At 65.2% G+C, this 13961-nt stretch carries 16 protein-coding genes and 1 tRNA gene; 9 read left to right on the top strand and 8 right to left on the bottom strand.

What is annotated here, in order from left to right:
* Positions 1–113 precede the first annotated feature (113 nt).
* The 7 genes from C8N32_RS15110 to pdxH form a co-directional block, all read right to left on the bottom strand.
* Positions 114–518 (bottom strand): ATP-binding cassette domain-containing protein, encoded by a 405-nt coding sequence (locus C8N32_RS15110; protein WP_201132425.1) that lies wholly within the window; start codon positions 516–518, stop codon positions 114–116.
* Positions 515–655 carry a hypothetical protein gene (locus C8N32_RS15105; protein WP_201132424.1) on the bottom strand — a complete coding sequence of 47 codons (141 nt, stop codon included), beginning with the start codon at positions 653–655 and terminating at the stop codon, positions 515–517. The genes C8N32_RS15110 and C8N32_RS15105 overlap by 4 nt, the downstream gene beginning before the upstream one ends.
* 227 nt (positions 656–882) lie before the next feature.
* On the bottom strand, positions 883–1539 hold the full coding sequence (locus C8N32_RS15100; RefSeq protein ID WP_201132423.1) for an ATP-binding cassette domain-containing protein: 657 nt from the start codon (positions 1537–1539) through the stop codon (positions 883–885).
* Positions 1540–1833: 294 nt separating this feature from the next.
* Positions 1834–1910, bottom strand: a tRNA-Pro gene (locus C8N32_RS10750).
* 40 nt (positions 1911–1950) lie between these two features.
* Positions 1951–2418 (bottom strand): DUF192 domain-containing protein, encoded by a 468-nt coding sequence (locus C8N32_RS10745; protein ID WP_244905915.1) that lies wholly within the window; start codon positions 2416–2418, stop codon positions 1951–1953.
* The gene (locus tag C8N32_RS10740) at positions 2415–2951 is read right to left on the bottom strand and encodes a cold-shock protein (protein WP_107892992.1); all 537 of its coding nucleotides are present in this window, start codon (positions 2949–2951) and stop codon (positions 2415–2417) included. Before C8N32_RS10740 ends, C8N32_RS10745 begins: the two co-directional genes overlap by 4 nt.
* Positions 2952–3131: 180 nt before the next feature.
* Positions 3132–3737, bottom strand: coding sequence for a pyridoxamine 5'-phosphate oxidase (gene pdxH / locus C8N32_RS10735; protein ID WP_107892991.1), 606 nt, complete (start codon positions 3735–3737; stop codon positions 3132–3134).
* A 108-nt stretch (positions 3738–3845) separates the two neighbouring features.
* On the opposite strand from pdxH, the gene fabI reads away from it, so the two are divergent.
* The 4 genes from fabI to trpE all read left to right on the top strand — a co-directional run bounded on the left by fabI (position 3846) and on the right by trpE (position 8720).
* Complete coding sequence (gene fabI / locus C8N32_RS10730) at positions 3846–4664, top strand: enoyl-ACP reductase FabI (RefSeq protein WP_107892990.1); 819 nt, start codon at positions 3846–3848, stop codon at positions 4662–4664.
* Positions 4665–4803: 139 nt separating this feature from the next.
* Complete coding sequence (gpt, locus tag C8N32_RS10725; RefSeq protein ID WP_107893014.1) at positions 4804–5307, top strand: xanthine phosphoribosyltransferase; 504 nt, start codon at positions 4804–4806, stop codon at positions 5305–5307.
* Positions 5308–5372: 65 nt separating this feature from the next.
* The gene (locus C8N32_RS10720; protein ID WP_170106780.1) at positions 5373–7199 is read left to right on the top strand and encodes a peptidylprolyl isomerase; all 1827 of its coding nucleotides are present in this window, start codon (positions 5373–5375) and stop codon (positions 7197–7199) included.
* Positions 7200–7208: 9 nt separating this feature from the next.
* Positions 7209–8720, top strand: coding sequence for an anthranilate synthase component I (gene trpE / locus C8N32_RS10715; RefSeq protein WP_107892988.1), 1512 nt, complete (start codon positions 7209–7211; stop codon positions 8718–8720).
* Here trpE and C8N32_RS10710 read toward each other — a convergent pair.
* Complete coding sequence (locus C8N32_RS10710; protein WP_146159706.1) at positions 8717–9769, bottom strand: divergent polysaccharide deacetylase family protein; 1053 nt, start codon at positions 9767–9769, stop codon at positions 8717–8719. The genes trpE and C8N32_RS10710 overlap by 4 nt on opposite strands.
* Positions 9770–9898: 129 nt before the next feature.
* Between C8N32_RS10710 and C8N32_RS10705 the strand changes: the two genes are divergently transcribed.
* Genes C8N32_RS10705 through C8N32_RS10685 form a run of 5 tightly spaced genes read left to right on the top strand, consistent with a single transcriptional unit; the run spans position 9899 to position 13937 of the window.
* Complete coding sequence (locus tag C8N32_RS10705) at positions 9899–10480, top strand: anthranilate synthase component II (RefSeq protein WP_107892986.1); 582 nt, start codon at positions 9899–9901, stop codon at positions 10478–10480.
* A complete protein-coding gene (trpD, locus tag C8N32_RS10700) occupies positions 10477–11496 on the top strand; it encodes an anthranilate phosphoribosyltransferase (RefSeq protein ID WP_107892985.1) in 1020 nt (339 codons plus the stop codon). Before C8N32_RS10705 ends, trpD begins: the two co-directional genes overlap by 4 nt.
* Complete coding sequence (gene trpC, locus C8N32_RS10695) at positions 11493–12293, top strand: indole-3-glycerol phosphate synthase TrpC (protein ID WP_107892984.1); 801 nt, start codon at positions 11493–11495, stop codon at positions 12291–12293. The genes trpD and trpC overlap by 4 nt, the downstream gene beginning before the upstream one ends.
* 1 nt (position 12294) lies before the next feature.
* Entirely contained in the window at positions 12295–12771 is a 477-nt protein-coding gene (moaC, locus tag C8N32_RS10690) for a cyclic pyranopterin monophosphate synthase MoaC (RefSeq protein ID WP_107892983.1), read from the top strand.
* Complete coding sequence (locus tag C8N32_RS10685; RefSeq protein WP_107892982.1) at positions 12768–13937, top strand: molybdopterin molybdotransferase MoeA; 1170 nt, start codon at positions 12768–12770, stop codon at positions 13935–13937. Before moaC ends, C8N32_RS10685 begins: the two co-directional genes overlap by 4 nt.
* The last annotated feature ends 24 nt before the right edge of the window (positions 13938–13961 follow it).

The raw sequence follows: 13961 nt of genomic DNA, 5'->3' as shown, positions 1-13961 counted from the left end.
GAGGAATGCCCGGTCATGACTGACGATGAGCACTGCCCCGTCATAGCACGCCAACGCCGCTTCCAAGGCCTCGATTCCCTCAAGATCGAGGTGGTTGGTCGGCTCGTCCAGAATCAGCAACCGCGGGGATGGCGTACCGCCAAGAACACAGGCCAGCCTGCACGCACGCGCTCGCCTCCACTCAGATCGGCGATGCAGCGCTGGGCGTCACCGGCGCGTAAGCCAAACCGGGCCAGAGCGGCGTGGGCCATCTGTGTCGTCGCATCGGGATTCATTCTCTGAAAGCTCTCGTGCAAGGTCCGGCCAGGGCTGGGCAGCCCGACATGCTGATCCAGAAACGACCATGGGGCGGAAACATGGGCTTGTCCGCTTTGGGGACGAAGCTGGCCGGTAATCAGCTTGAGCAGCGTGGTTTTTCCACTGCCATTTGCCCCGGCAATCAGAATCCGTTCGGGCCCGGTGACCGTCACCGAAAGATCGCGGATTGCCGGAACTTCAAAATCGTACCCGCCAGTCACATGATCCAGACGCAGACAGTCTTGCCCGGCGGAAGGCCGGTCGGCGCAATCTCCATGTGCAGAGACTCCAGCACCTCGACCTTCTCGCGGACGGAGGCCAACGCCTCCTCGGCCGCGTTACGCCGAACCTCGCGCAAGCGGGAACCGGCGCCGCCCGATGCCTCCGCGCGGCCTCTGGCCGCATCCAGCAGGATCTTCGGTTGATCGCCCTTCGCCCGGAACTGGCGCCCGGCGCTGTCCTTGCGCGCTTTGCGCTCCGTCGCCTGCTGCGCCCGACGCGCCGCCTCGGCGCTGGCCTTTTCCGCATGGGACAGACCACGCGCCGCTGCCGCGAGGTCGCTGTCCTTGGCTGCCGGAAGACCGTTTAGTTGCCACCATATCTGGCCGCGCCAAGTGAGGTAAGTTCGACGATGGAGTCCATTTCCTCCAGCACCTCGCGATCATGGCTGGCGATGATTGCTCCGCCTGTCCAGCCGCGCAGAAGGCCGATCACCGCCTGGCGTCCCGCCCGATCCAGGTTGTTCGCTGGTTCATCCAGAAGCACGAAATCGGGCTCGGCCAGAATCAGCGCGGCAAGGGCCGCCCTGCTCCGCTGCCCACCGGACAATGTCGCAAGCGGAGTCCGCGGATCGGCCGACAAGGCGCACCTGGCAAGCGCCGCCTCGATCCGGGCGGGCAAGGTCCAGTCCGCATCGGCCAAATCGCCAGCCACCGCCTGCCCGCGTTCCGCACGTTTCAGAAGGTCGAGGGCCCGCCCGACACCGAAGAGATCGGCGAGGGTCTCGTCGGCGCGCTTCATTGCGTCCTGGCGCATCATGGCGATGGATCCGGTCACCCTGATCTGCCCGGGCGCTGCGCTCAGACGCCCCGCGATCAGGCGCAGAAGCGTGCTCTTGCCGATACCATTGCGCCCGACGATGCCGGTACGCCCAGAGCCGAAGGCAAGATTGAGGTCAGAGAAAAGCGGCGTGCCGTCAGGCGTGGACCAGAACAGGCCGGACAGGGAGATGGATGCGGGCATGGGACAGAACTTCTCGCGGCAAAACCAGAGGGGCGAAGACGGCGAGGGTCATGTCCATTGCGAGAGTATCTCCGGTGCTGTGAGGTATATTTAGGGCGATTGCGCGCGTACAAGGGCGCGGGGCACGTAAAAGCCCGTCAACCTGCGGGTTTCGGGAGACGGGGCCCCCGCACCACGGGTGCAGATGCGGTGTTTTCCTGCGGGCAGAGACAAGCCGGGCCGAGGACCCGCGCCGCCCAGAGGGTCGCCTGTGGCGCGACAGCCCGAATGCCTGATCACCGCCACCTGCGGAAATGGTCGGGGCGGCGGGATTCGAACCCACGACCTTCGGTACCCAAAACCGACGCGCTACCAGGCTGCGCTACGCCCCGTCAGCGCCCTCTTAGCGGGCACGCCGCATGAAGAAAAGCGTTATTGCACCGGGCAGGGCCAGAGGGCCTCCGCCCCGAAGGCGGGATGACGCAGCACTGTGCCCTCGCTGACGCCCAATTGTCGCGCCAGACCGCCCCGAATTTCAAGGACGGCCGCGATATCAGGGCCGCCGTCTATCGGTGTCAGGTCGTTGGGATGTGCCTCGCGATGCAAGGCGACGACCTCTCCCTGGACGGACAGGAACAGAATGTCGAGGGAGATCAGGGTCTCCTTCATCCAGAACACCGCGCGCTGAGGCCGCTCAAACAGGAAAAGCATGCCCGACGTCGCGGCAAGGCTGTCCCGCCCCATCAGGCCGACGGCCCGTTCCTGAGGATCATCGGCAATTTCGATGGCAAAGCTTGCCTGGCCCCATGGCCCGCGCAGATCCACACGATCCATCGCACAGGGGCCGGCAAGGGCTTGCGCCCCCGACAACGCCAGCGCGGCAACGGTCAGGCCCCTCACGCCCGCGCCTCATGTACCGCCGCCTCCCACGCCAGGACCATTGCCGCCATGCGCCCGCGCGGGCCCTGCACGATACGCAGGCAGATGGCTTCGCCTGGCTGCAACTCGGACAGGCCGGACCGGCGCAACACCTCCACGTGGATGAAGACATCCCCCGGTTCTGAAAAAACATTGGCGAATCCAAAGCCCTTGGCCTTATCGAACCACTTCACCCGCCCCGGCAGCAAAGGCAGTGCCTCCAGATCGGAGTCGGTGGTCTCGGCAAGATCCCTCAGCGGTGCCTGCTCAAGGCCGTCGGGCGGCGTGATTTCCAGGATTTCGATTGCCTGTTGCCCACGCTGGGTGGATTGTACCCGCACCCTTACGCCGGCGCCTTCCACGACCGAGCTTTGCCCGAAATTGCGCAGAACGTTCGCATGCAGCAAGATGTCCTGCCCGCCCTCGTCCGCCACGACGAAACCGAACCCCTTACCGGGATCGAACCACTTCACCCGGCCGTAAACATCGCGGCATTCTTTATCGTCTTCAGACATCGCGGCATTCTTTACCATCTTCCGAAACTGCCATCGTTATTTTGTGTATCCGATCGTCCTGTACCACTTCCCCACCAGCACCCCGTGACATCCGCGCAGAAAATGCGCTGTTTCAAAGGGTTTCAGTAACCACTCACAGAAAACGTCTTACTCCTGACGCTAAAAACCTAGCATTCCCGATCACGGGTTCAACCTTTGTACGCCCCACTCTTCCCCGGCGGATTTCCGCGTCCAGCGGAAACGGTCGTGCAGCCGGAAAGGGCCATCGGCCCAAAACTCGATCTCCAGCGGCGTGATCCTTACGCCGCCCCAAAAAGGGGGGCGCGCAGGTGCCACACCCTTCTCCGCAGTGACCCGGGCGACTTCCGCAATCAGCGCAGCCCGTGATGCAAGCGGCTGCGACTGGCGCGACGCCCAGGCGCCCAGGCGGCTTTTGAGTGAACGCGACGCGAAATAGGCATCTGCCGCCGGGCCATCTGCCTTTTCGGTTACGCCCCTTACACGGATCTGCCGCCGGATAGATTTCCAGTGCATCACGAACGCAGCTTTGCCCGCATAAGTAATTTCTTCTACCTTACTACTACCGTAATTGGTGTAAAAGGTAAACGCTTCTTCGGAAATCTCCTTCAGCAAAACCATGCGGACATTTGGCAGCCCGTCCCGATCCACCGTGGCCAGCGCAATGGCATTGGGATCGTTCGGCTCCGTTTTTTCGGCCTCCTTCAACCAAAGGCGGGTAATGGCGAAGGGGTCGTCGCCTGCGAAAATTCCAGTGCGGTCACTCATGTCCTGTCCTCCGGCGATGGCGGTTTGTTCGGGCTGTGCCTCTTGATGGATAGGCGCGATTGGCCTAAACCACGCTGACTTTTCGGAAAGGTGGTCGAAGGACATCCAATGACAACGAAACTGATGGAAGGCAAGCGTGGCCTTGTCATGGGGCTGGCCAATGACAAGTCGATCGCCTGGGGTATTGCGAAGAATTGCGCGGACCAGGGCGCCGAACTGGCATTCTCCTACCAGGGGGAGCAACTGAAAAAACGGGTCCAGCCGCTCGCCGCACAACTGGGCAGCGACATCGTGCTGGAATGCGATGTCGCGCAGGAGGACTCGATCGACGCTCTGTTCGCTGATCTGTCCGCCCGCTGGGACAAGCTGGACTTCATCGTGCACGCCATCGGGTTTTCCGACAAGAACGAACTGCGCGGGCGCTATGTGGATACCTCGCGCGCGAATTTCCTCATGTCCATGGACATCTCCGTCTACTCTTTCACCGCCGTCGTGCAACGGGCCGCCAGGATGATGACCGGGGGCGGCTCCTGTCTGACCCTGACCTATTACGGAGCGGAGCGCGTCATGCCCCACTACAACGTCATGGGCGTCGCCAAGGCCGCGCTGGAAGCCAGCGTGCGCTACCTCGCCGAGGATCTCGGCAAGGACGGCATCCGCGTCAACGCGATCTCGGCCGGGCCGATCAAGACGCTGGCAGCCAGCGGCATCGGGGATTTCCGCTACATCATGAAGTGGAACGAGTTGAACTCCCCCCTGCGCCGCAATGTCACCCAGGATGAGGTCGGCAAATCCGCGCTTTACCTTCTGTCGGATCTCGGCAGCGCCGTCACCGGCGAAACCCACCACGTGGATGCAGGCTACCACGTCGTCGGCATGAAGGCCGTGGACGCGCCCGACATCGACGCGGTCACCGGGCGGAAGTAACGGGTGAACGTCAGGCGAATCCCTTCCTTCGACCCTGCCCGGCCCATCGCCGCTTTTCCAGGCAGGTCTGAGGGACACGCCCCCGCGGCCGCGTGCAGGGCTCTGTTGCGGACCCGCCCCGAAACGAGAAGGACCCATGATGTCTGACCGTCTGCCCCATGAAAAAGGCTTTCACGTCAGCTGGGACCAGTTGCACCGCGACGCGCGCGCACTGGCCTGGCGGCTGGACGGCGAAGGCCCCGACAACGGCGCCTGGCGCGCGGTCGTGGCGATCACCCGCGGCGGCATGGCCCCGGCGATGATCGTGGCGCGGGAACTGGATATCCGCACCGTCGACACGATCTCGGTCAAGTCCTACAACCATCAGACCCAAAGCGCCCCGCGCATCATCAAATCGCCGGACATGTCGCTTCTGGGTGAGGGCGAAGGCGTTCTGATCGTCGATGACCTCGTCGATACGGGCCGCACGCTGGAAGTTGTGCGCGCCCACCTGCCGAAGGCACATGTGGCAACGGTTTACGCCAAGCCCAAAGGCCGCAACCAGGTGGACACCTTCATCACCGAGGTCAGCCAGGACACCTGGATCTTTTTCCCATGGGATCTGGCCCTGCAATACGTGGAACCTTATCGCGGCACCGACTAAGCCGCCGCTTGCGGGACGCGCGGCAAGACCTTACACCACCCAGAAACGGGAACAAGGGCGCCATCATGGCCAAGGGCATCGGCAAAAAAACCGGCAACGCGATCGTCTGGATCATCCTGCTGCTTCTGATCATCGGACTTGCAGGCTTCGGGGTGGGCAATTTCGGCGGCTCGGTGCAAAGCATCGGCGCCGTGGGCAAGCGTGAAATCACCACCGATACCTATGCCCGCGCTCTGCAACAGGAATTGCGGGCACAGCAGGCAAACGGCACACCGCTTCCGCTGAGCGAGGCCATCGCGCGCGGGCTGGACCAGCAGGTGCGCGGACGGGTCATCATCGACACCGCGCTGGATGGAGAGGCCGCGCGGCTTGGGGTCTCGATCGACGATGCAGCCCTGCGGGACGAGATTCTCGCAATTCCCGCCTTCCATGGCCCCGATGGTCAGTTCAGCCGCGACTCCTACCGCTTCACGCTGGAGCGCAGTGGGCTGAGCGAGGCCGAATTCGAGGCGAGCATCCGCACCGAAGCGGCCCGCGGCTTTGTCCAGGGTGCGGTGATCGGGGGGATCAAACTGCCCAGAACGCCGGTCGATACCCTGATGGCCTTCATCGGCGAACGGCGCAGCTACGCGCAGATCACTCTTGCCTCCGAAGATCTCGACATGCCCCTGCCCTCCCCCGACGCGTCCGCGATCACGGAATATTACGAGGCCAACGCCCCCGCCTTCACCACACCGCGCACGAAGCAACTGACCTATGCCTGGCTGACCCCGGACATGATGCTCGACAGTCTCGAAATTCCCGAGGATACCCTGCGCGCCCTCTACGAAGAACGTCGCGACGAATACAACACCCCCGAAAGCCGAATCGTCGAACGGCTTGTGTTTGAAAGCCCCGAAGCCGCTGCGGAGGCCATGGCGCGCATCGACAGCGGCGAAAGCGACTTCGAGGACGAGGTCGCCGCGCGTGGCCTTGACCTCTCCGACATCGACATGGGCATCGTCGGGAGCGACGACCTGCCCGCCCCGGTGGCCGCCCTGCCGGAAACGGGCGTGACCGGCCCCCATGACAGCGATCTCGGCCCGGCGATCTTCCGGGTGAACGCCATTCTGGAAGCACAGGAAACCCCGTTCGAGGACGTTCGCGAAGATCTGCGCGCGCGCGCCGCGACCGAACGCGCCGCCCGCGCCATCGCCGAACAGATGACGGACCTCGACGATCGCCTGGCTGCGGGCGCAACCCTGGAGGAACTGGCCGACGAGACCCGGATGGAACTGGGCAAGCTGGATTACTTCGCCGGTCAGGACGCGGACATCGCCGCCTATGAGGCCTTTCGCGAGGCGGCCGAAGCCGTTCAGCCCGACGACTTTCCCGAACTCGTGATGCTGGAGGATGGCGGCGTTTTCGCCCTGCGCCTCGACACGGTCATTCCCCCCACCCCGCGCCCGCTGGAGGATGTTCGCGCAGAGGTCGTCGCGGGCTGGGAGGCGCGCGAGACGCAGGCACGTCTGACCGAACAGGCCGAGGCCCTGAAGGCCCGCCTGGAAGCCGGTGAAGCGATTGACACTCTCGGCCCTGTCGAGCGGCAGGAGGCCCTGACCCGCGCCGCGGTTCAGCCCGCCCCCCTGTCCGACGCGCTGTTCGCGCTGGCGCCGGGCGAGGCCGCAGTGGCCGAAACCGACGCCGGTGTCGCTCTGGTGCAGTTGGAAGCCATCTTGGCCCCCGACAGCGAAGACCCCGCCACCGACCTGGTTCACCGCAGTCTCGAATCGCAACTTGTGCAAAGCCTTGCGCAGGATATCTACGGCTATTACGCGCAGGCGCTTGTCGATGCCGCCGGTCTGGAACTGAACCAGCAGGCCATAAACGCCGTTCACGCCCAGTTCCGCTAAGGTGTCGCCATGGTCCAGTTGACCCCGTCCTTCGAAAAGTTCGCAAAAGGGTTCGAGGCCGGGAAATCCCAGCTTGTCTATGCCCGGCTGGCCGCGGATCTCGACACCCCCGTGAGCCTGATGCTCAAGCTGGCCGAGGCCCGCAAGGACAGCTTCATTCTGGAATCCGTCACCGGTGGGGAGGTGCGCGGACGGTATTCCGTCGTCGGGCTCAAGCCCGACCTGATCTGGGAATGCCGGGGGGAGACCAGCCGTATCAACCGGCAGGCCCGCTTCGACCCCACCGCGTTCGAACCGCTGGACGGGTCCCCGTTGGACACCCTTCGCGCCCTGATCGCGGAAAGCCGCATCGACATGCCCGATGACCTTCCCCCCATCGCGGCGGGGCTGTTCGGCTATTTGGGCTATGACATGATCCGCCTGGTCGAGCACCTGCCGAACGTGAACCCGGATCCGCTCGGCCTGCCCGATGCGCTGCTGTTGCGGCCTTCGGTCATGGCGGTCCTGGACGGGGTAAAGGGCGAAGTCACGGTTGTTTCCCCCGCCTGGGCGGGCACCGGGCTGACCCCGCGCGCCGCCTATGCCCAGGCCGCCGAACGCGTGATGGACGCGCTGCGCGACCTCGAACGCGCTGCCCCCGCCACACGCGAAATGGGGGAGAGCGCACAGGTCGGCACGCCGGTATCAAACTTCACCAAGGATGGTTACATGGCCGCGGTGGAGAAGGCGAAAGACTATATCCGCGCGGGGGACATCTTTCAGGTCGTGCCCGCCCAGCGCTGGACACAGGACTTCGCCCTGCCGCCCTTCACCCTGTATCGCAGCCTGCGGCGGACCAACCCCTCACCGTTCCTGTTCTTCTTCAATTTCGGCGGCTTTCAGGTGGTCGGCGCAAGCCCGGAGATCCTCGTGCGGCTGCGCGGAAGCGAGGTCACCATTCGTCCGATCGCGGGCACCCGTCCCCGTGGCGTCACCCCCGGGGAAGACCGCGCGCTGGAGGCCGAGCTCCTCGCGGACCCCAAGGAAACCGCCGAGCACCTGATGCTGCTGGATCTTGGCCGCAATGATGTGGGCCGCGTGGCGAAAATCGGCACCGTCCGCCCGACCGAACAATTCATCATCGAACGCTACAGCCACGTAATGCACATCGTCTCCAATGTGGTGGGTGAAATCGCTGATGGGCATGACGCCCTCTCCGCCCTTCTGGCGGGGCTGCCCGCAGGCACAGTCAGCGGTGCGCCCAAGGTTCGCGCCATGGAGATCATCGATGAGCTGGAGCCCGAGAAACGCGGCATCTATGGCGGCGGCTGCGGCTATTTCAGCGCCGGGGGAGACATGGACATGTGCATCGCCTTGCGCACCGCGGTGGTAAAGGATGAAAAGCTCTACATCCAGGCGGGTGGCGGGGTTGTCTACGACAGCGACCCGGAGGCCGAATGGCAGGAGACGGTGAACAAGTCCCGCGCCCTGCGCAAAGCCGCCGAAGACGCGGGAATGTTCGCCGGGCGGGGAAACCGCTAACGCAACAGGGCCGAAACCGGGGCGAGCGTCAGATCTTCTTCCAGGCTTTGCGCCCAGGAATACAATGCCGTCACCGTTTCAGGGTAGCCATGTGCCACCACCACCGCCTGCCCCGTGTCCTTGGCGCGGGCGGCGGCCTGCTGCAAAAAAACCCGGATGAGGGGCGCCGGCTCCCGGTTCGCATCCAGAACCTGCGAAACTCTCACTGCAGGGACTCGTCCTGCCGGTACGTCTTCATAGAGAACCAGGCCGAGGCCCTCCTCATCGAGGCGATCCATGAGGGCCGTATCCCCGTACAAAGGCTGCGCTGCCGGTGTTATCAGGGCGACGGCTTCGGGCAGAAATCCCGCCGCCCCCCCCTTCCCGGAGGTTTGCGGCCAAAGCGCCAGGATCTCAAACCCCGCACCGCGATAATCGGTCACCGCCTGGGTCGCATCCTCCCGCCCCGGGTCCAGCGCGAAGCTGACCGGGAAAGGGAAGGTTTTCAGGGAAGTACGGTCAAGCCCCGCCTCTCCGACGTCGATCACAATCACGGACAGCAGCGGACCGCCGGGCCTTTCGAAGCGCGCCGCGAAACGATCCAGCGCCCGGCTGACCACGGCGGGCGGGGGGGGCTCCAACGAGGTGTCAGCCGCATGGTCGGGGGGCATAAGCGCAGCGACATCGCCACCCTGCACAGGCAGCGCACGGGGCGGAACCTTCAACGCGGGCGAGGTTTGCGCAGCCCCCTCCGGCAGGTCCGGGGGCCTCACCCCTTCCGTCATCGCCTCCGGTGCGGCCGCAGTCTCCCGCGGGGCGGGCACGGTCGGCGGCGCGGCGGGTTCCGGCGGAGAAGCAGGCTGCGTCAGGGGCGATGTGGGGGCAGTTTCGGCGCCGGGCCGGGGCGGGACGGTATCGGTGGGGCTGCGGTCGAATTCGGCCTGGCCAGGCAGATTCAGCCGTCCTTGCGGGGCCGGTGCGACCGGCGGAAAGGCAATCGACAGCAAAAAAAATACGAATGCCGCACTGAACAGCCCCCACAAGACCCCCCTGGTCAACCCCTTCACCACGCCTGCCTCCTGCGCTTCGCTGCATCGCCGGCGCCGTCTGCGGCTTTTCCTTGACCCCGGGCTCCGGCTCGGACCATGTATAACCCGACCCCGCACTGGGTTCACCCCCAAACCCGCAAGGCGTACAAGATGCTGCTACTGATCGACAATTACGACAGCTTCACCTACAACCTCGTGCATTACCTGGGGGAGTTGGGAACCGAAACGAAGGTCGTGCGCAACGATGCACTGGACGTGCAACAGGCAATGGCGCTCCGCCCCGATGCCATTCTCCTTTCGCCCGGGCCGTGCGCCCCGGATCAGGCGGGCATCTGCCTTGGCCTGACGCTGGCCGCGGCCGAGACCCGCACCCCGCTGCTGGGGGTCTGCCTCGGGCATCAGACCATCGGGCAGGCGTTTGGCGGAAAGGTGGTCCGCGCCCCCGAGATCGTCCATGGCAAGATGGGCTGCATTCACCATGACGGCTCCGGTGTGTTCGCGGGGCTCCCCGGCCCGTTTGAGGCCACACGCTACCACTCGCTGGTGGTCGACCGTGACAGCCTGCCGGGGTGCCTGCTCGTAAACGCCTGGCTGGAGGACGGGCTGGTCATGGGCCTGCGCCATCGCGACCTGCCGATCCACGGCGTGCAGTTTCATCCTGAAAGTATCGCCTCCCGGCATGGGCATGCGCTTTTGAAAAATTTCCTGAATATGGTGAGGGAACCCGCATGAGCGACGCGCTGAAACCCCTGATCGGCATCGCCGCCGACCGCCCGCTGACCCGACAGGAAGCTGAAACCGCGTTCGATGCGTTGTTCGAGGGAGAAGCCACCCCCAGTCAGATCGGCGGGCTGCTGATGGCGCTGCGCACCCGGGGCGAAACGGTCGGAGAATACGCAGCGGCCGCCTCGGTGATGCGATCCAAGTGCCGCCCCGTCAAAGCCCCCGAGGGCGCGATCGACATCGTTGGAACCGGGGGGGACGGCAAGGGTACGCTGAACATTTCCACCGCCACGGCTTTTGTCGTCGCGGGCGCGGGCGTACCGGTGGCCAAGCACGGCAACCGGAACCTGAGTTCCAGGTCCGGCGCGGCGGATGCGATGGGGGAGATGGGCGTCAACGTCATGGTCGGCCCCGAAGTGGTGGAGCGTGCGCTGCACGAGGTGGGAATCGGGTTCATGATGGCGCCCATGCACCACCCGGCGATGGCCCATGTCATGCCGGCCCGCACGGAACTGGGCACCCGGACGATCTTCAACATTCTGGGCCCCCTGACAAACCCCGCCGGCGTAACCCGGCAGGTGACCGGCACCTTCGGCCGCAACCTGATCCGCCCGATGGCCGAAACGCTGGCCGCGCTTGGCTCCGATGCCGCGTGGCTGGTGCATGGCGGCGACGGAACCGATGAAATCTCTATTGCCGGTGTCAGCTGGATCGCCGAACTGAAAGACGGCGCCGTGAAAGAGTACGAGATTCACCCCGAAGATGCCGGTCTGCCCACCCACCCGTTCGAGCGAATCCTCGGCGGCACGCCCACCCATAACGCCCGCGCCTTCGCGGCATTGCTGGACGGGGAAGCCTCCGCCTACCGCGACGCGGTTTTGCTGAATGCGGCCGCCGCGCTTGTGGTGGCCGGCAAGGCGGGGTCCTTGAAGGAAGGCGTCGGGCACGCCCGTGAAAGCATCGACTCCGGCGCCGCGCGCGCCAAGGTCGAAGGGCTGGCCAAGATCACCTCGGAGGCCGCATGAACACGATCCTCGACCGCATCAAGGCCTACAAGCTGGAGGAAATTGCCGCCGACAAGGCCACGACACCGCTGGCCGAGATCGAGGCCGCTGCCAGGGAAGCTCCGCCGGTGCGCAGCTTTGCCGGCGCGCTGCGGACGGCCTCGGCCACGGGCTATGGGCTGATCGCCGAAGTCAAGAAGGCCAGCCCCTCGAAGGGGCTCATCCGTCCCGATTTCGACCCGCCCGCACTGGCCCGCGCCTATGAGGACGGCGGTGCGACCTGCCTGTCGGTCCTGACGGACACCCCCTCTTTCCAGGGCGCGAAGAATTATCTTGAGCGCGCGCGCGCGGCGGTTTCCCTGCCCTGTCTGCGCAAGGATTTCATGTATGATCCTTACCAGGTCGCCGAAGCCCGCGCACTGGGGGCGGATTGCATTCTCATCATCATGGCCAGCGTGTCCGACATGCAGGCCAAAGATCTGGAGGACGCAGCCCGCTTCTGGGGTATGGACGCACTGATCGAAGTGCACGATGCAGAGGAACTGGAACGCGCATGTGGGCTGACCTCTTCGCTGATCGGCATCAACAACCGTAACCTGAAAACTTTCGAAACCCGCCTTGAAACCTCGCGCCAACTGGCGGCGCGCCTTCCCAAGGACAAGGTCGCGGTTTCGGAAAGCGGCCTGAACACGCCTGACGACCTTGCCGACATGGCCGCCCACGGGGTGCGCAACTTCCTGATCGGGGAAAGCCTGATGCGCCAGCCCGACGTGCGGGCCGCCACGCGGGCGCTGCTGGCCAACCCGGTGGCGGCCTGACATGCCCCGGCTGACCCATTTCGACCCCTCGGGCGCAGCCCATATGGTGGATGTGTCGGGCAAGGCGCCTTCCGCCCGGCAAGCCATCGCCGAAGGCTGCGTGGTCATGGCGCGGGAAACGCTGGCACTTGTCATCGACGGCACGGCACAGAAGGGTGACGTTCTGGGTGTCGCCCGGCTTGCGGGCATCATGGGGGCGAAACAGACCGCCAACCTGATCCCGCTGTGCCATCCGCTGACGCTCAGCAAGGTGGCGCTGGATCTGGCCCCCGACCCGGACCTGCCCGGCATCCGGATCACCGCGACGGTAAAGACCTCTGGCCAGACCGGCGTCGAGATGGAGGCCCTGACCGCAGTCTCAACCGCCGCCTTGACGGTGTATGACATGCTGAAAGCCGCCGAGAAAGGTATGCGAATCGAAGGTATCCGGCTGTTGAGCAAGGAGGGCGGCAAATCCGGTCGCTACGACGCCAGATGATTTCCGCCGAAGCCGCGCTGGAAACGCTTTTTGCCCTTGCCCCCCTGCTGCCGGTGGAAGAAGTGCCGATCGAAGAGGCCGGCGGGCGGGTTCTGGGCCGCGATATGGCGGCCCTTCGCACACAGCCGCCCTTTGCCGCCTCTGCCATGGATGGCTACGCGGTGCACAGGGCGGATGCCCTCCCCGGCGCGGTCTTGCGCGTGGTAGGGGAATCCGCCGCGGGGGCAGGCTACGGCAAGCCCATTGCGCCGGGCGAGACCGTGCGCATCTTTACCGGAGCACCGGTCCCCGAAGGGGCACAGCGCGTCGTCATCCAGGAAAATACCACCCGCTCTGGCAAGCACGTGACCCTCACAGCCCTTGGGGACAGCGCGAATATCCGCCCCGCCGGCGGGGATTTCCGGGAAGGCGACACCCTGCACGCCCCCTGCCGCCTGGGCCCGGCAGAGGTTGCCCTGCTTGCAGCCATGAACCACGCCCGGTTGCCGGTCCATCGTCGCCCGGAGGTCGCGGTTATCGCCACGGGAAACGAATTGGTCCCCCCCGGCGGAATACCCGGCCCGGACCAGATCATCGCCTCCAATGGCTACGGGCTGAAGGTACTGGCCGAACGCGCGGGGGCGCGGGTCCGGCTTTTGCCGATCGCACACGATACGGACCCGGCGCTGAGGGCGGCTTTCACGCAGGCGGAAGGGGCAGACATGATCGTGACCATCGGCGGCGCCTCCGTGGGGGAGCATGACATCGTCGGTCAGGTGGCGGGCGCGCTGGGGCTGGAGTTGGCCTTCCACAAGGTGGCGATGCGCCCCGGCAAGCCGGTCATGGCCGGGCGGTTGGCGGGCGCGCTGCTGCTGGGCCTGCCTGGCAACCCGGTTTCGGCGCTGGTCTGTGCGCATCTGTTCATGGAACCGGCCCTTTGGGCGATGCAGGGGCTGCCTGGCCCAATCCCACGCCAAAGCGTCCCGCTTGCTGCGCCGCTTCCGGCCAACGGATCGCGCACTCATTACATGCGCGCCCGGAGCACCCCACAAGGGGTGATTCCCTTTGACAGCCAGGACAGCTCGCTTCTGACGGTTCTCTCGCGCGCGGATGTGCTGATCGAACGCCCGCCCGATGATCCGCCCCGCAGAATCGGAACCGCAGTAACCTGCCTGCCCCTGCGATAGTTGACACAAAACAGGAACAAGCGT

It is taken from the genome of Rhodovulum imhoffii, from assembly GCF_003046545.1.
GTDB classification, from domain to species: domain Bacteria; phylum Pseudomonadota; class Alphaproteobacteria; order Rhodobacterales; family Rhodobacteraceae; genus Rhodovulum; species Rhodovulum imhoffii.
This window is presented reverse-complemented; position numbering and strand designations above follow the sequence as displayed.

Bases quoted from the DNA above. Each gene is read 5' to 3' on its own strand.
- C8N32_RS15100 (WP_201132423.1), bottom strand. From the start codon at position 1,539: ATGCCCGCATCCATCTCCCTGTCCGGCCTGTTCTGGTCCACGCCTGAC.
- C8N32_RS10740 (WP_107892992.1), bottom strand. From the start codon at position 2,951: ATGTCTGAAGACGATAAAGAATGCCGCGATGTTTACGGCCGGGTGAAG.
- pdxH (WP_107892991.1), bottom strand. From the start codon at position 3,737: ATGAGTGACCGCACTGGAATTTTCGCAGGCGACGACCCCTTCGCCATT.
- fabI (WP_107892990.1), top strand. From the start codon at position 3,846: ATGACAACGAAACTGATGGAAGGCAAGCGTGGCCTTGTCATGGGGCTG.
- gpt (WP_107893014.1), top strand. From the start codon at position 4,804: ATGTCTGACCGTCTGCCCCATGAAAAAGGCTTTCACGTCAGCTGGGAC.
- C8N32_RS10720 (WP_170106780.1), top strand. From the start codon at position 5,373: ATGGCCAAGGGCATCGGCAAAAAAACCGGCAACGCGATCGTCTGGATC.
- trpE (WP_107892988.1), top strand. From the start codon at position 7,209: ATGGTCCAGTTGACCCCGTCCTTCGAAAAGTTCGCAAAAGGGTTCGAG.
- C8N32_RS10705 (WP_107892986.1), top strand. From the start codon at position 9,899: ATGCTGCTACTGATCGACAATTACGACAGCTTCACCTACAACCTCGTG.
- trpD (WP_107892985.1), top strand. From the start codon at position 10,477: ATGAGCGACGCGCTGAAACCCCTGATCGGCATCGCCGCCGACCGCCCG.
- trpC (WP_107892984.1), top strand. From the start codon at position 11,493: ATGAACACGATCCTCGACCGCATCAAGGCCTACAAGCTGGAGGAAATT.
- moaC (WP_107892983.1), top strand. From the start codon at position 12,295: ATGCCCCGGCTGACCCATTTCGACCCCTCGGGCGCAGCCCATATGGTG.
- C8N32_RS10685 (WP_107892982.1), top strand. From the start codon at position 12,768: ATGATTTCCGCCGAAGCCGCGCTGGAAACGCTTTTTGCCCTTGCCCCC.